This is a genomic window from Pseudomonas sp. KU43P, assembly GCF_033095865.1.
Lineage (GTDB): Bacteria > Pseudomonadota > Gammaproteobacteria > Pseudomonadales > Pseudomonadaceae > Aquipseudomonas.
The window spans coordinates 5850809-5869691 of record NZ_AP019365.1 but is presented as its reverse complement, the minus strand read 5'-3'; the positions used below and the strand labels follow the sequence as shown (position 1 = coordinate 5869691).

20 protein-coding genes are annotated in these 18883 nt (G+C 58.9%); all 20 read left to right on the top strand.

Annotated elements, in window-relative coordinates:
* Nucleotides 1–484: 484 nt before the first annotated feature.
* The 20 genes from rpmH to KU43P_RS26840 all read left to right on the top strand — a co-directional run bounded on the left by rpmH (nucleotide 485) and on the right by KU43P_RS26840 (nucleotide 18883).
* On the top strand, nucleotides 485–619 hold the full coding sequence (gene rpmH / locus KU43P_RS26935; RefSeq protein ID WP_003253163.1) for a 50S ribosomal protein L34: 135 nt from the start codon (nucleotides 485–487) through the stop codon (nucleotides 617–619).
* 13 nt (nucleotides 620–632) lie between these two features.
* On the top strand, nucleotides 633–1037 hold the full coding sequence (rnpA, locus tag KU43P_RS26930; RefSeq protein WP_176511810.1) for a ribonuclease P protein component: 405 nt from the start codon (nucleotides 633–635) through the stop codon (nucleotides 1035–1037).
* The gene (gene yidD / locus KU43P_RS26925; protein WP_078477749.1) at nucleotides 1030–1275 is read left to right on the top strand and encodes a membrane protein insertion efficiency factor YidD; all 246 of its coding nucleotides are present in this window, start codon (nucleotides 1030–1032) and stop codon (nucleotides 1273–1275) included. The genes rnpA and yidD overlap by 8 nt, the downstream gene beginning before the upstream one ends.
* Before the next feature lie 2 nt (nucleotides 1276–1277).
* Entirely contained in the window at nucleotides 1278–2960 is a 1683-nt protein-coding gene (yidC, locus tag KU43P_RS26920) for a membrane protein insertase YidC (protein ID WP_317660488.1), read from the top strand.
* Nucleotides 2961–3046: 86 nt separating this feature from the next.
* The gene (mnmE, locus tag KU43P_RS26915) at nucleotides 3047–4417 is read left to right on the top strand and encodes a tRNA uridine-5-carboxymethylaminomethyl(34) synthesis GTPase MnmE (RefSeq protein WP_317660487.1); all 1371 of its coding nucleotides are present in this window, start codon (nucleotides 3047–3049) and stop codon (nucleotides 4415–4417) included.
* Nucleotides 4418–4857: 440 nt separating this feature from the next.
* Complete coding sequence (gene mnmG / locus KU43P_RS26910; protein ID WP_317660486.1) at nucleotides 4858–6750, top strand: tRNA uridine-5-carboxymethylaminomethyl(34) synthesis enzyme MnmG; 1893 nt, start codon at nucleotides 4858–4860, stop codon at nucleotides 6748–6750.
* Nucleotides 6747–7397: a 16S rRNA (guanine(527)-N(7))-methyltransferase RsmG gene (gene rsmG, locus KU43P_RS26905; RefSeq protein ID WP_317660485.1), complete on the top strand. Its 651-nt coding sequence runs from the start codon at nucleotides 6747–6749 to the stop codon at nucleotides 7395–7397. Before mnmG ends, rsmG begins: the two co-directional genes overlap by 4 nt.
* An 18-nt stretch (nucleotides 7398–7415) precedes the next feature.
* The gene (locus tag KU43P_RS26900; RefSeq protein WP_016394317.1) at nucleotides 7416–8207 is read left to right on the top strand and encodes a ParA family protein; all 792 of its coding nucleotides are present in this window, start codon (nucleotides 7416–7418) and stop codon (nucleotides 8205–8207) included.
* A 9-nt stretch (nucleotides 8208–8216) separates the two neighbouring features.
* A complete protein-coding gene (locus KU43P_RS26895) occupies nucleotides 8217–9089 on the top strand; it encodes a ParB/RepB/Spo0J family partition protein (RefSeq protein ID WP_317660484.1) in 873 nt (290 codons plus the stop codon).
* A gap of 149 nt (nucleotides 9090–9238) precedes the next feature.
* A complete protein-coding gene (locus tag KU43P_RS26890; RefSeq protein ID WP_317660483.1) occupies nucleotides 9239–9646 on the top strand; it encodes a F0F1 ATP synthase subunit I in 408 nt (135 codons plus the stop codon).
* Between the two features lie 16 nt (nucleotides 9647–9662).
* Entirely contained in the window at nucleotides 9663–10532 is an 870-nt protein-coding gene (gene atpB, locus KU43P_RS26885) for a F0F1 ATP synthase subunit A (protein ID WP_016394319.1), read from the top strand.
* A gap of 143 nt (nucleotides 10533–10675) precedes the next feature.
* The gene (atpE, locus tag KU43P_RS26880; RefSeq protein ID WP_003097235.1) at nucleotides 10676–10933 is read left to right on the top strand and encodes a F0F1 ATP synthase subunit C; all 258 of its coding nucleotides are present in this window, start codon (nucleotides 10676–10678) and stop codon (nucleotides 10931–10933) included.
* Nucleotides 10934–10989: 56 nt separating this feature from the next.
* A complete protein-coding gene (locus tag KU43P_RS26875) occupies nucleotides 10990–11460 on the top strand; it encodes a F0F1 ATP synthase subunit B (RefSeq protein ID WP_008092228.1) in 471 nt (156 codons plus the stop codon).
* Between the two features lie 12 nt (nucleotides 11461–11472).
* Nucleotides 11473–12009 (top strand): F0F1 ATP synthase subunit delta, encoded by a 537-nt coding sequence (locus KU43P_RS26870; RefSeq protein WP_003253191.1) that lies wholly within the window; start codon nucleotides 11473–11475, stop codon nucleotides 12007–12009.
* A gap of 21 nt (nucleotides 12010–12030) precedes the next feature.
* The gene (gene atpA / locus KU43P_RS26865) at nucleotides 12031–13575 is read left to right on the top strand and encodes a F0F1 ATP synthase subunit alpha (RefSeq protein ID WP_012274911.1); all 1545 of its coding nucleotides are present in this window, start codon (nucleotides 12031–12033) and stop codon (nucleotides 13573–13575) included.
* A 48-nt stretch (nucleotides 13576–13623) separates the two neighbouring features.
* Nucleotides 13624–14484, top strand: a complete 861-nt coding sequence (gene atpG, locus KU43P_RS26860) for a F0F1 ATP synthase subunit gamma (protein ID WP_317660482.1) — start codon at nucleotides 13624–13626, stop codon at nucleotides 14482–14484.
* A gap of 27 nt (nucleotides 14485–14511) precedes the next feature.
* Nucleotides 14512–15888, top strand: coding sequence for a F0F1 ATP synthase subunit beta (atpD, locus tag KU43P_RS26855; RefSeq protein WP_008092236.1), 1377 nt, complete (start codon nucleotides 14512–14514; stop codon nucleotides 15886–15888).
* Between the two features lie 43 nt (nucleotides 15889–15931).
* Nucleotides 15932–16351 (top strand): F0F1 ATP synthase subunit epsilon, encoded by a 420-nt coding sequence (locus KU43P_RS26850; protein ID WP_003260039.1) that lies wholly within the window; start codon nucleotides 15932–15934, stop codon nucleotides 16349–16351.
* A 122-nt stretch (nucleotides 16352–16473) separates the two neighbouring features.
* The gene (glmU, locus tag KU43P_RS26845; protein ID WP_317660481.1) at nucleotides 16474–17841 is read left to right on the top strand and encodes a bifunctional UDP-N-acetylglucosamine diphosphorylase/glucosamine-1-phosphate N-acetyltransferase GlmU; all 1368 of its coding nucleotides are present in this window, start codon (nucleotides 16474–16476) and stop codon (nucleotides 17839–17841) included.
* A 265-nt stretch (nucleotides 17842–18106) separates the two neighbouring features.
* Complete coding sequence (locus tag KU43P_RS26840; protein WP_317660480.1) at nucleotides 18107–18883, top strand: DeoR/GlpR family DNA-binding transcription regulator; 777 nt, start codon at nucleotides 18107–18109, stop codon at nucleotides 18881–18883.

The window sequence follows — 18883 nt, the reverse complement described above, 5'->3', positions numbered from 1 at the left end:
ACAAATCAGCCATTTAGCGACCAAAACACCTTTTCACCCCCGTGGATAAGCTCTGTGGATAACCACGCATGAGGGCTATGCACAACCCTGGGTTCAAGCCTGTTGATAACTCCCCTGTGGATAATCGCCATTTTGATCCACAGGTTTTACTCATATGCAGCACAGGCGCAGCACCCGTTGTGGACAAGGTTTTGAAATCCTGTACACCCCATGGATAAAGGCCTGCGCATGGTTATCCACAGATACTTATCCACTTAAGAGTTATAAGTTCTTCAGAAAAGCTTTTTATATGTCTCTTCTTTTTTTTCATTTTGTCGTCCGTTTGTCTGCACGAGCAAGCGTCGCCTGGACCATTGCCAGCTATCACCATCCATAAGGAATGACTGGTTGGAAATTGACCTATTGGCTTGCTTTCTCTAGAATCGCCGATCTCTTAAAAAGGGGGCCATCCCGGCCCGTTGTCGACAAACCCAGGTAACACGCCATGAAACGTACTTTCCAACCAAGCACCATCAAGCGCGCTCGCACCCACGGCTTCCGTGCCCGTATGGCTACCAAGAACGGCCGTGCTGTTCTGTCGCGTCGTCGCGCCAAAGGCCGTAAGCGTCTGGCCATTTGATTTTTCGGCACAGGTGGTGAGTCAGGACTTCAGTCGGGAAAAGCGACTGCTTACACCCCGGCATTTCAAAGCGGTCTTCGACTCCCCAACCGGCAAGGTTCCAGGGAAAAACCTGCTGATCCTTGCTCGCGAGAACGGTCTCGATCATCCACGCCTTGGCCTGGTGATCGGCAAGAAGAGCGTCAAGCTCGCCGTTCAACGCAATCGCCTCAAGCGCTTGATGCGCGATTCCTTCCGTCTGAACCAGCAAATGCTCGCTGGCCTGGACATAGTGATCGTCGCGCGCAAGGGATTGGGTGAGATAGAAAACCCGGAATTGCACCAACACTTTGGCAAGCTCTGGAAACGCCTGGCCCGCAGCCGGCCTAGTCCAGCGGCAAACGCCGATTCCGCAGGGGTAGACAGCCAAGATGCGTAAACTGGCACTCGTTCCGATCCAGTTTTACCGTTACGCCATTAGTCCTCTGATGGCCAGTCACTGTCGTTTCTACCCCAGTTGCTCCTGTTACGCTTACGAAGCCATTGAAAACCATGGTCTCTGGCGTGGCGGGTGGCTAGCCGTTCGTCGCCTGGGGCGTTGTCATCCGTGGAACGACGGCGGTTTCGATCCCGTTCCTCCCGCTCCTTCCTCCCGAACTTCTTCGATAGCCGAGTAATCATGGATATTAAACGCACGATCCTGATCGCCGCCCTGGCAATCGTGTCCTACGTCATGGTCCTGAAGTGGAACGATGACTACGGTCAGGCTGCCTTGCCGACTCAGAATACTGCTGCCAGCACTGTCGCTCCGGGCTTGCCCGATGGTGTGCCCGCCGCCAGCAATGGCGCCAGCGCCGATGTACCGAGCGCCAACGGCGAGTCGAGCGCTGCCGAACTGGCACCCGTTGCACTCAGCAAGGATCTGATCCGGGTCAAGACCGATGTCCTGGAACTGGCTATCGATCCAGTCGGTGGTGACATCGTCCAGCTGAACCTGCCGAAGTACCCACGCCGTCAGGACCATCCGGACATTCCGTTCCAGCTGTTCGACAACGGTAGTGAGCGCGTGTACCTGGCCCAGAGCGGCCTGACCGGCGCCAACGGCCCGGATGCCCGCTCCACTGGCCGTCCGCTTTATGCCACTGAGCAGAAGTCCTACCAGATGGCCGATGGCCAGGAACAACTGGTGGTCGACCTGAAGTTCAGCGACAACGGCGTGAACTACATCAAGCGCTTCAGCTTCAAGCGCGGCGAGTACGACCTGACCGTCAGCTACTTGATCGACAACCAGAGCGGCCAGGCCTGGAGCGGCAACATGTTTGCCCAGCTCAAGCGTGACGCCAGTGGCGATCCGTCCTCGAGCACTGCTACCGGCACCGCTACCTACTTGGGCGCAGCCCTGTGGACAGCTGGCGAGCCGTACAAGAAAGTGTCGATGAAGGACATTGATAAAGGTAGTTTGAAAGAAAATGTGTCCGGCGGCTGGGTTGCCTGGCTGCAACACTACTTCGTGACTGCCTGGATCCCTGCCAAGTCGGACAACAACGTCGTCCAGACCCGCAAAGACAGCCAGGGCAACTACATCATCGGCTACACCGGCCCGGCCATCAGCGTACCTGCTGGCGGCAAGGTCGAAACCAGCGCCATGCTGTACGCCGGTCCGAAGATCCAGTCCAAACTCAAGGAGTTGTCCCCAGGCCTGGAACTGACCGTCGACTACGGCTTCCTGTGGTTCATCGCCCAGCCAATCTTCTGGCTGCTGCAACATATCCACAGCCTGCTGGGTAACTGGGGCTGGTCGATCATCGTCCTGACCATGCTCATCAAGGGCCTGTTCTTCCCCTTGTCGGCTGCCAGCTACCGTTCAATGGCGCGCATGCGTGCCGTGGCGCCGAAGCTCGCTGCGCTGAAGGAACGCTTCGGTGATGATCGCCAGAAGATGTCCCAGGCGATGATGGAGCTGTACAAGAAAGAGAAGATCAACCCGCTGGGTGGCTGCCTGCCGATCCTGGTTCAGATGCCGGTGTTCCTGGCCCTGTACTGGGTACTGCTGGAAAGCGTCGAGATGCGCCAGGCCCCATGGATGCTGTGGATTACCGACCTGTCGATCAAGGATCCGTTCTTCATCCTGCCGATCATCATGGGTGCCACCATGTTCATCCAGCAGCGCCTGAACCCGACGCCGCCGGATCCGATGCAGGCCAAGGTAATGAAAATGATGCCGATCATCTTCACCTTCTTCTTCCTGTGGTTCCCGGCTGGTCTGGTGCTGTACTGGGTTGTGAACAACTGCTTGTCGATCACCCAGCAGTGGTACATCACCCGCCGTATCGAAGCAGCGACGAAAAAAGCTGCTGCTTGACGGGCTACTCAGCTAGCCTGTGAATAAAAACGCCCCCTCGGGGGCGTTTTTGCTATCTGTCGTATTTGTCGTAGAGGCTTTCGAGCATGAACATTGTGCGTGAAACCATCGCCGCCATCGCCACCGCACAAGGCCGCGGCGGTGTGGGTATCGTCCGCCTGTCCGGGCCACTGGCGGCCAAGGCTGGCCAACTGATCACCGGGCGCACCTTGACCCCGCGCCATGCCCATTACGGCCCGTTCCGGGATGAAGAGGGCCTGGTGCTGGATGAAGGTATCGCGTTGTTCTTCCCGGGGCCGAACTCGTTCACCGGCGAGGATGTGCTCGAGCTGCAGGGGCATGGCGGCCCGGTGGTACTGGATATGCTGCTGCAGCGTTGCGTGCAGGTCGGATGCCGGTTGGCCCGCCCAGGTGAGTTCAGCGAACGCGCATTTCTCAACGACAAGCTCGACCTGGCCCAGGCCGAGGCCATTGCCGACCTCATCGAGGCCAGCTCCAGCCAGGCGGCGCGCAATGCGTTGCGCTCGCTGCAGGGTGAATTCTCCAAACGTGTGCATAGCCTGACCGAGGCGCTGATTGCGTTGCGGATCTATGTCGAAGCGGCCATCGACTTCCCGGAAGAGGAAATCGACTTCCTTGCCGATGGCCACGTGCTGTCGATGCTTGATGCCGTACGCGCAGAGTTGTCCACAGTGCAGCGCGAAGCTGGGCAGGGCGCCTTGCTGCGTGACGGCATGACCGTGGTGATCGCCGGAAGGCCCAATGCCGGCAAGTCGAGCCTGCTCAATACCCTGGCTGGCCGTGAAGCGGCGATCGTTACCGATATCGCCGGCACCACCCGGGACATCCTCCGTGAACATATCCACATCGACGGCATGCCGCTGCACGTGGTCGACACGGCCGGCCTGCGCGACACCGATGACCATGTGGAAAAGATCGGCGTGGAACGGGCTCTCAAGGCCATTGGCGAAGCTGACCGTGTCTTGCTTGTGGTCGACTCCACCGCACCCGAAGCCAGCGACCCGTTCGCATTGTGGCCGGAGTTCCTGGATCAGCGACCCGACCCGGCCAAGGTCACGCTGATTCGCAATAAGGCTGACCTCAGTGGCGAGCGGGTAGGGCTGGAACAATGCGACGACGGGCACGTGACGATCACCTTGAGCGCCAAGGGCGACGATCAGGGCCTGCAGCTGCTGCGTGACCATCTCAAGGCCTGCATGGGTTACGAACAGACCGCAGAGAGCGGTTTCAGCGCGCGTCGCCGCCACCTGGATGCCTTGCGTCAGGCCAGTGCACACCTTGAGCATGGCCGCGCCCAATTGACCCTGGCTGGGGCTGGGGAGCTGTTGGCGGAAGATCTGCGCCAGGCACAGCAGGCTCTAGGTGAAATCACCGGTGCCTTCAGTTCGGACGACCTGTTGGGCCGGATTTTCTCAAGTTTCTGCATCGGCAAGTAAGTCACAACCTGCATTTACCAAGGCCGCTCCTACTGGAGCGGCTTTTTTTTGCCCGCAGGAGCCCTGTGGGTAACTCACCTTCAGCTCCGTTGATAAGCAGGCCTTTTTTCTGAGGACAAACCCTCCTGTGGGTAAGTGGCCATTTAATCCACAGGCTAAAGGACGTTATCCAGAGCCCTCCTGGCCATCCAGACACAGGGTTTAATTTCTCTCTACACCTTGTAAAACGTTGGATACAGAGCTTTATCCACAGATCATGGTGTGCATAAGAATAAACATAAAAACAAAGCTTTTTTAAATTTCTCTTCTTTGATTTCTGTTGTCTGCCACTCATCCACAGCCTGGTCAAAATTTGCGCAAAAGGTTTCTTTAGAGAGGGTGAAGTCCCTATACTTGTCGGCTTACCTTCTCTATTCGCAAAAACAGGCACGAGGTGCGTGGTGGATTTCCCTTCCCGTTTTGAAGTGATCGTCATCGGCGGCGGCCATGCCGGTACCGAGGCTGCGCTTGCGTCTGCACGCATGGGTGTGAAAACCCTGCTGTTGACCCATAACGTGGAAACCCTCGGTCACATGAGCTGCAACCCCGCCATCGGCGGTATTGGCAAAAGCCATCTGGTCAAAGAGATCGATGCGCTCGGCGGCGCCATGGCGTTGGCAACCGACAAGAGCGGCATCCAGTTCCGCATCCTGAACAACCGCAAGGGGCCGGCCGTACGCGCCACCCGTGCACAGGCAGACCGCGCCATCTACAAAGCCGTGGTGCGCGAGATCCTGGAAAACCAGCCGAACCTGTGGATATTCCAGCAGTCCTGCGATGACTTGATCGTCGAACAGGACCAGGTCAAAGGTGTGGTAACCCAGATGGGCTTGCGCTTCTTTGCCGAACAGGTGGTACTGACCACCGGAACCTTCCTAGGTGGCCTTATCCACATCGGTTTGCAGAACCATTCCGGTGGCCGCGCCGGTGATCCACCGTCGATCGCCCTGGCCCATCGCATGCGTGAACTGCCACTGCGCGTCGGTCGCCTGAAAACCGGTACCCCGCCGCGTATCGACGGGCGCTCGGTGGATTTCTCGGTGATGACCGAACAGCCAGGCGACACTCCGATCCCGGTGATGTCGTTCATGGGCAATGCGCAGATGCACCCACGCCAGGTCAGCTGCTGGATTACCCACACCAACGCACGCACCCACGAGATCATTGCCTCGAACCTCGACCGTTCGCCGATGTACTCCGGGGTAATCGAAGGCGTGGGCCCGCGCTACTGCCCATCGATCGAAGACAAGATTCATCGCTTTGCCGACAAGGAAAGCCATCAGGTGTTCATCGAACCGGAAGGCCTGACCACCCACGAGCTTTACCCGAACGGCATTTCCACCTCGCTGCCGTTCGACGTGCAGCTGGAACTGGTGCGTTCGATCCGTGGCATGGAAAACGCCCATATCGTGCGCCCGGGTTATGCCATCGAGTACGACTACTTCGACCCACGTGACCTCAAGTACAGCCTCGAGACCAAGGTCATCGGTGGCCTGTATTTCGCGGGCCAGATCAACGGCACCACCGGTTATGAAGAGGCCGGCGCACAGGGCCTGCTCGCCGGGACCAACGCCGCGCTGCGTGCGCAAGGCCGCGAAAGCTGGTGCCCACGCCGTGACGAAGCCTACATTGGCGTACTGGTGGATGACCTGATTACCCTGGGAACCCAGGAGCCCTACCGCATGTTCACCTCGCGCGCCGAATACCGGCTGATCCTGCGCGAAGACAACGCCGACCTGCGCCTGACCGAAAAAGGCCGCGAACTGGGCCTGATCGATGATGAGCGCTGGGCCGCCTTCTGCGCCAAGCGCGATGGCATCGAACGTGAGGAACAACGCCTGAAGTCGACCTGGGTACGCCCGAACACCCCGCAAGGCCAGGCCGTTGTGGATAAGTTCGGTACTCCGCTGAGCCACGAGTACAGCCTGCTGAACCTGCTGGCCCGTCCGGAAATCGACTACGCCGGGCTGATAGAAGCGACCGGCGGAGAGGTCATCGATCCACAGGTTGCCGAGCAGGTGGAGATCAAGACCAAGTACGCTGGCTACATCGACCGACAGCAGGATGAAATCGCACGGCTGCGGGCGAGTGAAGACACCCGCCTCCCTGTGGATATCGACTACTCCACGATTTCCGGCCTGTCCAAGGAGATCCAGGGCAAGCTCGGGCAGACCCGTCCAGAGACCCTGGGCCAAGCTTCGCGTATCCCAGGCGTCACCCCGGCGGCGATTTCCCTGTTGCTGATTCATCTGAAAAAACGCGGCGCTGGCCGCGAATTGGAGCAAAGCGCTTGAGTTCCCTGGTCACCCCGCAGCACGCAGAAGAGTTGTCCACAGGCGCGCGCCAGCTCGGTATCGAGGTGAGCGCGCAGCAGCATGAAGCGCTGCTGGGCTACCTGGCCCTGTTGATCAAATGGAACAAAGCCTACAACCTGACCGCCGTGCGCGATCCGGACGAGATGGTTTCCCGCCATCTGCTCGACAGCCTCAGCGTCATGCCGTTTATCCACAGCGATCGCGACAGCTGGCTGGATGTGGGCAGCGGCGGTGGCATGCCGGGCATTCCATTGGCTATCCTGCATCCGCACAAACAGGTGACCGTGCTGGACGCCAACGGCAAGAAGACGCGTTTTCTGACCCAGGTAAAAATGGAGTTGAAACTGGACAACCTCACGGTTATCCACAGCCGTGTTGAGGCCTTCCAGCCCGCGCAGCCGTTCAGCGGCATCATCTCCCGCGCCTTCAGCAGCATGGAGAACTTCACCAACTGGACCCGCCACTTGGGCGACACCGGGACGCAATGGCTTGCAATGAAGGGGCTGCATCCTGCCGATGAACTGGTAGCATTGCCCGCAGACTTCACAGTGGAAAGCGAGCAGGCCCTGACCGTTCCAGGTTGCCAGGGCCAGCGCCATCTGCTGATACTGCGCCGCAAGGCATGACTGGGAACACACGCAACAATGGCTAAGGTATTCGCAATCGCGAACCAGAAAGGTGGAGTGGGCAAAACCACCACCTGTATCAATCTTGCTGCATCGCTGGCCGCGACCAAGCGTCGTGTGCTGCTGATCGACCTCGATCCGCAGGGCAACGCCACCATGGGCAGCGGTGTGGACAAACACGAACTCGAGCATTCGGTCTACGACCTGCTGATCGGCGAATGCGACCTTGCCCAGGCCATGCACTACTCCGAGCACGGCGGCTTCCAACTGCTGCCGGCCAACCGCGACCTGACTGCCGCGGAAGTGGTGCTGCTGGAGATGCAAGTCAAGGAGAGCCGCCTGCGCAATGCCCTGGCGCCGATCCGCGAGAACTACGACTACATCCTCATCGACTGCCCGCCGTCGCTGTCGATGCTGACGCTGAACGCCTTGGTGGCTTCCGATGGCGTGATCATCCCGATGCAGTGCGAGTACTACGCACTGGAAGGTTTGAGCGACCTTGTGGATAACATCAAGCGCATCGCTGCGCGGCTGAACCCGCAACTGAAGATCGAAGGTCTGCTGCGGACCATGTACGACCCGCGCTTGAGCCTGAACAACGATGTTTCGGCGCAGCTCAAGGAACACTTCGGCGAGCAGCTGTACGACACGGTCATTCCGCGCAACATCCGCCTGGCGGAGGCGCCGAGCTTCGGTATGCCGGCACTGGCCTACGACAAGCAATCGCGTGGCGCGCTTGCCTACCTGGCCCTGGCCGGGGAACTGGTGCGCCGTCAACGCCGTCAATCACGCACTGCACAAACAACTTAAGGAATCCGCATGGCCGTTAAGAAACGGGGTCTCGGACGTGGGTTGGATGCACTGCTCAGTGGTCCTTCCGTCAGCGCGCTCGAAGAGCAGGCTGTGAAGATCGACCAGAAAGAACTGCAACACCTGCCAGTCGAGCTGATCCAGCGCGGCAAGTACCAGCCGCGCCGCGACATGGATCCGGTGGCGCTGGAAGAACTCGCGCACTCGATTCGCACCCATGGCGTGATGCAGCCGATCGTGGTCCGCCCGATCGATGGCAACCGTTATGAAATCATCGCCGGTGAGCGCCGCTGGCGCGCCACCCAGCAGGCCGGCCTGGACAGCATCCCGGCCATGGTCCGCGAAGTGCCGGATGAAGCGGCCATCGCCATGGCCTTGATCGAGAACATCCAGCGCGAGGACCTCAACCCGCTGGAAGAAGCCCTGGCCCTTCAGCGCCTGCAGCAGGAGTTCGAACTGACCCAGCAACAGGTGGCGGATGCCGTGGGCAAGTCGCGGGTCACCGTGGCCAACCTGCTGCGCCTGATCTCCCTGCCTGAAGCGATCAAGACCATGCTTGCCCACGGCGACCTGGAAATGGGTCATGCACGTGCATTGCTCGGCCTGGAAGAAGATCGCCAGGAAGAAGGGGCGCGACATGTTGTCGCACGTGGCCTCACCGTGCGCCAAACTGAGGCACTCGTGCGTCAGTGGCTGAGTGGCAAACCTGATCCGGTCGAACCGAGCAAACCTGATCCGGATATCGAGCGCCTTGAACAGCGGCTCGCAGAGCGCCTGGGCTCCCCCGTACAGATACGTCACGGGAACAAGGGAAAAGGCCAGTTGGTTATTCGTTATAACTCGCTTGACGAGTTGCAGGGCGTCCTTGCTCACATCCGCTGAAACAATTCCCGTTGTAGCGCGCAGTCGGAAATCACTACCGAAGAGTTGAATAGGGGTTAATCCACCCCTATACTCTGCGCGCATTTTGTCGGCACAAATTATGCCAAGTCGTTGCTGACTTGACGGTCGACTTTCGAGGAGCAGTTTTGATGGAAATCCGCACGCCAAACCGCCTGCCTTTCCATCGCTGGGCGGTTTTCCCGGTACTGCTGGCTCAATTTGTAGTACTGCTGTTGGCAACGCTGGTGTTGTGGCAGTGGAAAGGGGTAGTCAGTGGATATTCAGGCCTTTGCGGAGGTTTGATTGCCTGGCTGCCCAACTTGTATTTCGCCTGGAAGGCTTTTCGCTATAGCGGAGCCCGGGCGGCGCAGGCCATCGTCAAGTCGTTCTACGCAGGCGAGGCAGGCAAGATGATTTTGACGGCAGTGCTGTTCGCACTGACCTTCGCAGGAGTGAAGCCATTGGCGCCGTTAGCAGTATTCGGCGTCTTCGTGTTGACCCTTTTGGTCAGCTGGTTCGCGCCCCTGCTGATGAATAAAAGACTTTCGAGACCTTAGGGCGTTTGAGGCAACCATGGCAGCAGAAACCGCTTCGGGCTATATCCAGCACCACTTGCAGAACCTGACCTACGGTCAACTACCAGACGGCAGCTGGGGCTTCGCCCATTCGGCTGCAGAAGCCAAGGCAATGGGCTTCTGGGCGTTCCACCTGGACACCCTGGGTTGGTCCGTCGCGCTGGGTCTGATCTTCCTGTTCATTTTCCGCATGGCGGCCAAGAAGGCGACTTCCGGCCAGCCTGGCGGTCTGCAGAACTTCGTGGAAGTGATGGTGGACTTCGTACACGGCAGCGTGAAGGATTCCTTCCACGGCCGTAGCCCGGTGATTGCTCCGCTGGCGCTGACCATCTTCGTCTGGGTGTTCCTGATGAACGCCATCGACCTGGTACCGGTCGACTGGATTCCTCAGCTGGCCATCCTGATCTCCGGTGATCCGCACATTCCGTTCCGTGCCGTGTCGACCACCGACCCGAACGCGACCCTGGCCATGGCCTTCTGCGTGTTCGCCCTGATCATCTTCTACAGCATCAAGGTCAAGGGCCTGGGCGGCTTCATCGGTGAGCTGACCCTGCACCCGTTCGGCAGCAAGAACATCTTCCTGCAGATCCTGCTCATTCCAGTCAACTTCCTGCTGGAATTCGTCACCCTGATCGCCAAGCCGATCTCGCTGGCACTGCGTCTGTTCGGCAACATGTACGCCGGCGAGCTGGTGTTCATCCTGATCGCGGTGATGTTCGGCGCCGGCATCCTCTGGCTCAGCGGCCTGGGTGTCGTCCTGCAGTGGGCGTGGGCTGTGTTCCACATCCTGATCATCACGCTGCAAGCTTTCATCTTCATGATGCTTACCATCGTCTACCTGTCGATGGCTCACGAAGATAACCATTAAGACCGCCTGGCGTGTCTGATAGCCTTCCCCGCTCGTTTGGGGGGAGGGCTTAAAAAGTCCGCAAGGGCAGCTGTACCAAACGATTTGTTTTACCGCTTCAAACTAAAAACCTAACCAATACGACGTAAAAGTCGGGAGGAAAGATGGAAACTGTAGTTGGTCTGACCGCTATCGCTGTTGCTCTGCTGATCGGCCTGGGTGCTCTGGGTACCGCCATTGGTTTCGGCCTGCTGGGCGGCAAGTTCCTGGAAGGCGCTGCTCGTCAGCCTGAAATGGTTCCGATGCTGCAGGTCAAAATGTTCATCGTTGCCGGTCTGCTCGACGCCGTAACCATGATCGGTGTTGGTATCGCTCTGTTCTTCACCTTCGCGAATCCGTTCGTTGGTCAGATCGCCGGCTAATCACTCGTATCCACGAGTTGATGGCTGTATGAATTAAGACCGAGCGAGGTGTTGGCGTGAACATTAATGCAACCCTGATTGGCCAATCCGTTGCTTTTCTGATTTTTGTACTCTTCTGCATGAAGTACGTATGGCCTCCGGTCATCACTGCTCTGCACGAGCGTCAAAAGAAGATTGCCGACGGCTTGGACGCTGCCAACCGCGCAGCTCGCGACCTGGAGCTGGCCCAAGAGAAAGTGGGTCAGCAACTGCGTGAAGCTAAAGCACAAGCAGCCGAAATCATTGAGCAAAGCAAGAAACGCGCTGCTCAGCTTGTCGAGGAAGCCCGTGATCAGGCCCGCGTCGAAGCTGACCGTGTGAAGGCTCAGGCTCTGGCCGAGATCGAACAGGAACTGAACAGCGCTAAAGACGCCCTGCGTGCCCAAGTGGGTGCCCTGGCCGTTGGCGGTGCTGAAAAGATCCTTGGCGCCACAATCGATCAAAACGCGCATGCGGAGCTGGTTAACAAACTGGCCGCTGAAATTTAAGCGAGGGCGATCATGGCAGAACTGACCACGTTGGCCCGACCTTACGCTAAGGCTGCCTTTGAGCATGCCCAGGCCCATCAGCAACTGGCCAATTGGTCAGCCATGCTCGGCCTGGCTGCTGCGGTGTCGCAAGACGACACCATGCAGCGCCTGCTCAAGGCCCCGCGACTGACGAGCGCAGAAAAGGCCGCCACGTTCATTGACGTGTGCGGTGACAAGTTCAATGCACAGGCACAGAATTTCATTCATGTTGCCGCGGAAAACGACCGTCTCCTGCTTCTGCCGGAGATTGCCGCCCTGTTCGACCTGTACAAGGCCGAGCAAGAGAAATCCGTGGACGTGGAAGTCACCAGTGCCTTCGCGTTGAACCAAGAACAGCAAGACAAACTCGCCAAGGTTCTCAGTGCACGGTTAGGCCAGGAAGTGCGCCTGCACGCGTCGGAGGATGCCAGCCTGATTGGCGGCGTCGTCATCCGCGCTGGTGACCTGGTAATCGATGGCTCTGTTCGCGGCAAGATCGCGAAACTGGCCGAAGCATTGAAATCTTGAGTTTGAAGGGGCAGCAGAGCAATGCAGCAACTCAATCCTTCCGAAATTAGTGAAATCATCAAGGGCCGCATCGACAACCTCGATGTGAGCTCCCAAGCCCGTAACGAAGGTACCGTTGTTTCGGTATCCGACGGTATCGTGCGGATCCACGGTCTGGCCGACGTCATGTACGGCGAAATGATCGAGTTCCCTGGCGGCGTCTACGGCATGGCCCTGAACCTGGAGCAAGACTCCGTAGGTGCAGTGATCCTGGGTGCCTATGACACCCTCGCCGAAGGCATGAGCGCCAAGTGCACCGGCCGCATCCTGGAAGTTCCGGTTGGTAAGGAACTGCTGGGTCGCGTCGTCGACGCACTGGGCAACCCGATCGACGGCAAAGGTCCTCTGGGCAACACCCAGACCGACGCGGTCGAGAAAGTAGCTCCAGGCGTGATCTGGCGTAAGTCGGTAGACCAGCCTGTACAGACTGGCTACAAGTCGGTCGACGCCATGATCCCTGTCGGCCGTGGCCAGCGCGAGCTGATCATCGGTGACCGTCAGATCGGCAAGACCGCCATGGCCATCGACGCCATCATCAACCAGAAAGACTCCGGTATTTTCTGTGTGTATGTTGCTGTCGGCCAGAAGCGCTCCACCGTTGCCAACATCGTTCGCAAGCTGGAAGAAAACGGCGCCCTGGCCAACACCATCGTGGTCGTTGCCAGCGCTTCGGAATCCGCCGCGCTGCAGTTCCTGGCTCCTTACGCCGGCTGCACCATGGGCGAGTTCTTCCGTGACCGCGGTGAAGACGCCCTGATCGTTTACGATGACCTGTCCAAGCAGGCCGTTGCCTACCGTCAGATCTCCCTGCTGCTGCGCCGTCCACCAGGACGTGAAGCTTACCCAGGTGACGTGTTCTATCTCCACTCCCGTCTGCTGGAGCGTGCATCGCGCGTTTCGGAAGAGTACGTCGAGAAGTTCACCAATGGCGCAGTCACTGGCAAGACCGGTTCCCTGACCGCCCTGCCGATCATCGAAACCCAGGCTGGCGACGTTTCCGCGTTCGTTCCGACCAACGTGATTTCCATCACCGACGGTCAGATCTTCCTGGAATCGGCCATGTTCAACTCGGGCATCCGCCCTGCAGTGAACGCCGGTGTTTCGGTATCCCGCGTAGGTGGTGCCGCTCAGACCAAGATCATCAAGAAGCTGTCCGGTGGTATTCGTACCGCTCTGGCTCAGTACCGTGAACTGGCTGCATTCGCCCAGTTCGCTTCCGATCTGGACGAAGCGACCCGCAAGCAGCTGGAGCATGGTCAGCGCGTAACCGAGCTGATGAAGCAGAAGCAGTACGCGCCGATGTCCATCGCGGACATGGCCCTGTCGCTGTACGCCGCTGAGCGTGGTTTCCTGACTGACGTAGAAGTCTCCAAGATCGGCAGCTTCGAGCAAGCACTGATCGCCTTCTTCAACCGTGATCACGCCGAACTGATGGCGAAGATCAACGTGAAGGGTGACTTCAACGACGAAATCGACGCAGGCCTGAAAGCCGGTATCGAGAAGTTCAAGGCCACCCAGACCTGGTAAGCCGCAGCGGGGGCTCAGGCCCCCGCTTGCTAACCTGATAGGTGATACATGGCAGGCGCAAAAGAGATTCGCAGTAAGATTGCGAGCATCAAAAGCACGCAAAAAATTACCAGCGCCATGGAGAAAGTGGCGGTCAGCAAGATGCGCAAGGCACAAATGCGCATGGCTGCTAGCCGTCCTTACGCGGAGCGTATCCGCCAGGTGATCGGTCATCTGGCCAACGCCAACCCGGAATACCGCCACCCGTTCATGATCGAGCGCCCTGTAAAGCGCGTCGGTTATATCGTGGTGAGCAGTGACCGTGGTCTGTGCGGTGGCTTGAACACCAACCTGTTCAAGGCCCTGGTCAAGGACATGAACGTAAACCGCGAACAGGGCGTGGAAATCGACCTGTGCGTGATCGGCAGCAAGGGTGCGACTTTCTTCCGCATCTTTGGCGGCAACGTCGTAGCCGCGATCAGCCACCTCGGCGAAGAGCCATCGATCAACGATCTGATCGGCTCCGTCAAAGTGATGCTGGACGCCTACCTCGACGGCCGTATCGATCGCCTCTCGGTGGTTTCGAACAAGTTCGTCAATACCATGACCCAAACTCCGACGGTCGAGCAGTTGGTACCGTTGGTGGCAACCCCGGATCAGGATCTCAAGCATCACTGGGATTACCTGTACGAACCCGACGCAAAAGAGCTGCTGGACGGCTTGATGGTGCGTTACGTGGAGTCGCAGGTTTACCAGGCGGTGGTCGAGAACAACGCTGCTGAACAAGCGGCCCGGATGATCGCCATGAAAAACGCCACAGACAACGCCGGTGATTTGATCAAAGAGCTTCAGCTGATCTACAACAAGGCGCGTCAGGCTGCGATCACCCAGGAGATCTCGGAAATCGTCGGCGGCGCTGCCGCGGTTTAACGGTTCACATATTCAGAGGATCCAGCTATGAGTAGCGGACGTATCGTTCAAATCATCGGCGCCGTCATCGACGTGGAATTCCCACGTGACGTCGTGCCGAGTGTTTACAACGCGCTGAAAGTACAAGGCGCGGAAACCACCCTCGAAGTTCAGCAGCAGCTGGGCGACGGCGTGGTTCGTACCATTGCGATGGGCTCCACCGAAGGCCTCAAGCGCGGTCTGGATGTCGTCGACACCGGCGCTGCCATTTCCGTTCCTGTTGGTAAGGCCACTCTGGGCCGTATCATGGACGTTCTCGGCAACCCAATCGACGAAGCCGGCCCGATCGGCGAAGAAGAGCGTCGCGGTATCCACCAGCCAGCGCCTTCGTTCGCTGACCAGGCAGGCGGCAACGACCTGCTGGAAACCGGCATCAAGGTTATCGACCTGGTTTGCCCGTTCGCCAAGGGTGGTAAGGTTGGTCTGTTCGGTGGTGCCGGTGTTGGCAAGACCGTAAACATGATGGAACTGATCCGTAACATCGCCATGGAACACAGCGGTTACTCCGTGTTCGCTGGTGTGGGTGAGCGTACTCGTGAGGGTAACGACTTCTACCACGAGATGAAGGACTCCAACGTTCTCGACAAGGTAGCGCTGGTCTACGGTCAGATGAACGAGCCACCAGGAAACCGTCTGCGCGTAGCGCTGACCGGCCTGACCATGGCCGAGAAGTTCCGTGACGAAGGTAACGACGTTCTGCTGTTCGTCGACAACATCTATCGTTACACCCTGGCCGGTACCGAAGTATCCGCACTGCTGGGCCGTATGCCTTCGGCAGTAGGTTACCAGCCGACCCTGGCTGAAGAGATGGGCGTTCTGCAAGAGCGCATCACCTCCACCAAGGAAGGTTCGATTACCTCCGTTCAGGCCGTATACGTACCTGCGGACGACTTGACCGACCCGTCGCCAGCGACCACCTTCGCCCACTTGGACGCCACCGTCGTTCTGTCCCGTGACATCGCCTCCCTGGGTATCTACCCAGCGGTCGACCCACTGGACTCGACTTCCCGTCAGCTGGACCCGAACGTGATCGGCAACGAACACTACGACACCGCTCGTGGCGTTCAGTATGTTCTGCAGCGCTATAAAGAGCTGAAGGACATCATCGCGATTCTGGGTATGGACGAACTGTCCGAAAGCGACAAGCAACTGGTAGCCCGTGCTCGTAAGATCCAGCGCTTCCTGTCGCAGCCGTTCTTCGTGGCCGAAGTCTTCACCGGCTCGCCAGGCAAGTACGTGTCCCTGAAAGACACCATCGCTGGCTTCAGCGGCATCCTCAAAGGTGACTACGACCACCTGCCAGAACAAGCGTTCTACATGGTCGGCAGCATCGACGAAGCGATCGAGAAAGCCAAGAAACTGTAATTCCTGCGCCCCGCAAGGGGCGCTATCAGGTTGAGGCAAGCAGATGGCTATGACAGTCCATTGCGATATCGTCAGCGCGGAAGGAGAGATCTTCTCCGGCCTGGTCGAGATGGTGGTTGCGCACGGTAACCTGGGTGATCTTGGTATCGCTCCAGGCCACGCGCCGCTGATCACCAATCTGAAGCCTGGTCCGATCACGCTGACCAAGCAGGGTGGCGCCCAGGAGGTGTTCTACATCTCTGGTGGTTTCCTCGAGGTTCAGCCGAACATGGTCAAGGTGCTTGCCGATACCGTGCAACGTGCTGCAGACCTGGATGAAGCTCAGGCTCAGGAAGCCCTCAAGGCTGCCGAGAACGCCCTGAATCTGAAAGGCGCGGACTTCGACTACGGCGCCGCCGCCGCACGTCTGGCCGAGGCCGCAGCCCAGCTGCGTACCGTCCAGCAAATGCGCAGAGGCAAGTAATCGGCCCCTGGCTGATCACTTCTGTAGCGATTGAGTAAAAGGGTAGCCTCGGCTACCCTTTTTCTTTTTCCGTTTTCCCCTCCCGGTCATTTCACTGACCACCCAGGATTGGTAGCCAGTCAATGTCACTCGATATCGTTATTCTCGCCGCCGGCCAAGGTACCCGTATGCGTTCGGCGCTGCCCAAGGTGCTGCACCCGGTGGCTGGCAGCTCCATGCTCGGCCATGTTATCCACAGCGCACGTCAGCTTCAGCCGCAGGGTATCCATGTGGTGATTGGCCACGGTGCCGAGCAGGTACGCGAGCGCCTGGCTGCCGATGACCTCAACTTCGTCATGCAGGACAAGCAGCTGGGCACAGGCCATGCAGTCGCCCAGGCACTGCCGGCCATCACTGCCGACACGGTACTGGTGCTGTATGGCGATGTGCCGTTGATCGAAGTGGAAACCTTGCAGCGGCTGCTGGCCAAGGTCAGTGACACCCAACTAGGGTTGCTCACTGTCACCCTGCAGGACCCGACTGGCTACGGCCGCATCGTGCGCGACGGCAACGGCAAGGTCACCGCGATCGTCGAGCACAAGGATGCCAGCGAAGCACAGAAGGCGATCAAGGAAGGCAACACCGGCATCCTCGCCATGCCTGCCGCGCGCCTGGCTGACTGGATGGGGCGACTGTCGAACAACAATGCCCAGGGCGAGTACTACCTGACCGACGTCATTGCCATGGCGGTCAACGATGGCCTGGTGGTTGCCACCGAACAACCACACGACCCGATGGAAGTGCAGGGGGCCAACGACCGACGCCAATTGTCTGAACTCGAACGCCATTACCAGCTGCGGGAAGGTCGCCGCCTGATGGCTCAGGGTGTCACCCTGCGTGACCCGGCGCGCTTCGACGTGCGTGGGGAGGTGACCGTTGGTCGTGATGTGCTCATCGATATCAACGTGATCCTCGAAGGTAAGGTGGTGATCGAGGACGACGTACAGATCGGCCCCAATTGCGTGATCAAGAACAGCACGCTGCGCAAAGGTGTGGTGGTGAAAGCCAACAGCCACCTCGAAGGTGCGGTAATGGGGGAGGGCAGCGATGCCGGACCATTCGCTCGCTTGCGTCCGGGCAGCGTGCTCGATGCCAAGGCTCATGTGGGTAACTTCGTTGAACTGAAGAACGCGCATCTGGGCGAGGGCGCCAAGGCCGGGCACCTGACCTACCTGGGCGATGCCGAGGTCGGTGCACGCACCAACATCGGTGCTGGCACCATCACATGCAATTACGACGGTGCCAACAAGTTCAAGACCGTGATGGGCGAAGACGTGTTCATCGGTTCCAACAATTCGCTGGTGGCGCCTGTGGATATCAAGGCGGGTGCGACGACGGCGGCCGGGTCGACCATTACCCAAACCGTGGAAGCGGGTGATCTGGCGGTGGCGCGTGCGCGCCAGCGCAATATCTCGGGGTGGAAACGACCTGAGAAAATCAAGAAGAGCTGAGTTATACACAGCTGTTTCTGGCGAAGCCGGCTTATGTGAATAAGTCGGCTTTTTTATTGCGTGCGCTGGCCCTATCGCCGGCAAGCCGGCTCCCACAGAAATCCTCTCTGTCTTCCAGGCCTGTACAAATCCCTGTAGGAGCTGGCTTGCCGGCGATAGGGCCAGAGCAGGCAAACATTATCCACAGGTCATTGCCAACTTGACGAAACCTCCATCTTAGGTTTTGATTGCAACCATTATCTTTCGAAACGAAACTTAAGCGCCCATGTCGAAACGCAACACTCCCCAACGCCGCCACAACATCCTGGCCCTGCTGAGCGAGCAAGGCGAGGTAAGTGTGGATGCCTTGGCCAAGCGCTTCGAAACGTCGGAAGTCACTATTCGCAAGGATCTGGCGGCACTCGAAGCCAACGGCCTGCTACTGCGCCGCTACGGCGGCGCGGTACCCGTACCGCAAGAGATGCTCGGTGAGTCGGCCCAGCCCGTGTCTGCCTACAAGAAGGCCATTGCCCGGGCTGCCGTCGGGCGCATCCGCGAGCACGCGCGGATCATCATCGACAGCGGCAGCACGACTGCTGCCATGATCCCTGAACTGGGCCGCCAGCCGGGCCTGGTGGTGATGACCAACTCGCTGAACGTAGCCCGCGCCATCAGCGAACTGGAACACGAGCCCGTGCTGCTGATGACCGGCGGCACCTGGGATCCGCACTCCGAGTCATTCCAGGGCCAGGTGGCTGAGCAGGTACTACGCTCCTACGATTTCGACCAGCTGTTCATCGGCGCCGATGGCATCGACCTCAGCCGCGGCACGACCACCTTCAATGAACTGCTCGGCCTGAGCCGGGTCATGGCCGAGGTGGCCCGTGAGGTGATCGTGATGGTCGAGTCCGATAAGGTTGGGCGCAAGATCCCCAACCTCGAGCTGCCCTGGGGCAGCGTGCACACCCTTATTACAGACGAACGCCTGCCCGCAGCGGCACGCGAACACATTCAAGCCCGCGGCATCAATCTGATTTGCGCCGCGATCAGCCAGGAGAAATAA

Bases quoted from the DNA above. Each gene is read 5' to 3' on its own strand.
- rpmH (WP_003253163.1), top strand. From the start codon at position 485: ATGAAACGTACTTTCCAACCAAGCACCATCAAGCGCGCTCGCACCCAC.
- yidD (WP_078477749.1), top strand. From the start codon at position 1,030: ATGCGTAAACTGGCACTCGTTCCGATCCAGTTTTACCGTTACGCCATT.
- yidC (WP_317660488.1), top strand. From the start codon at position 1,278: ATGGATATTAAACGCACGATCCTGATCGCCGCCCTGGCAATCGTGTCC.
- mnmE (WP_317660487.1), top strand. From the start codon at position 3,047: ATGAACATTGTGCGTGAAACCATCGCCGCCATCGCCACCGCACAAGGC.
- KU43P_RS26900 (WP_016394317.1), top strand. From the start codon at position 7,416: ATGGCTAAGGTATTCGCAATCGCGAACCAGAAAGGTGGAGTGGGCAAA.
- KU43P_RS26895 (WP_317660484.1), top strand. From the start codon at position 8,217: ATGGCCGTTAAGAAACGGGGTCTCGGACGTGGGTTGGATGCACTGCTC.
- KU43P_RS26890 (WP_317660483.1), top strand. From the start codon at position 9,239: ATGGAAATCCGCACGCCAAACCGCCTGCCTTTCCATCGCTGGGCGGTT.
- atpB (WP_016394319.1), top strand. From the start codon at position 9,663: ATGGCAGCAGAAACCGCTTCGGGCTATATCCAGCACCACTTGCAGAAC.
- atpE (WP_003097235.1), top strand. From the start codon at position 10,676: ATGGAAACTGTAGTTGGTCTGACCGCTATCGCTGTTGCTCTGCTGATC.
- KU43P_RS26870 (WP_003253191.1), top strand. From the start codon at position 11,473: ATGGCAGAACTGACCACGTTGGCCCGACCTTACGCTAAGGCTGCCTTT.
- atpA (WP_012274911.1), top strand. From the start codon at position 12,031: ATGCAGCAACTCAATCCTTCCGAAATTAGTGAAATCATCAAGGGCCGC.
- atpG (WP_317660482.1), top strand. From the start codon at position 13,624: ATGGCAGGCGCAAAAGAGATTCGCAGTAAGATTGCGAGCATCAAAAGC.
- atpD (WP_008092236.1), top strand. From the start codon at position 14,512: ATGAGTAGCGGACGTATCGTTCAAATCATCGGCGCCGTCATCGACGTG.
- KU43P_RS26850 (WP_003260039.1), top strand. From the start codon at position 15,932: ATGGCTATGACAGTCCATTGCGATATCGTCAGCGCGGAAGGAGAGATC.
- glmU (WP_317660481.1), top strand. From the start codon at position 16,474: ATGTCACTCGATATCGTTATTCTCGCCGCCGGCCAAGGTACCCGTATG.
- KU43P_RS26840 (WP_317660480.1), top strand. From the start codon at position 18,107: ATGTCGAAACGCAACACTCCCCAACGCCGCCACAACATCCTGGCCCTG.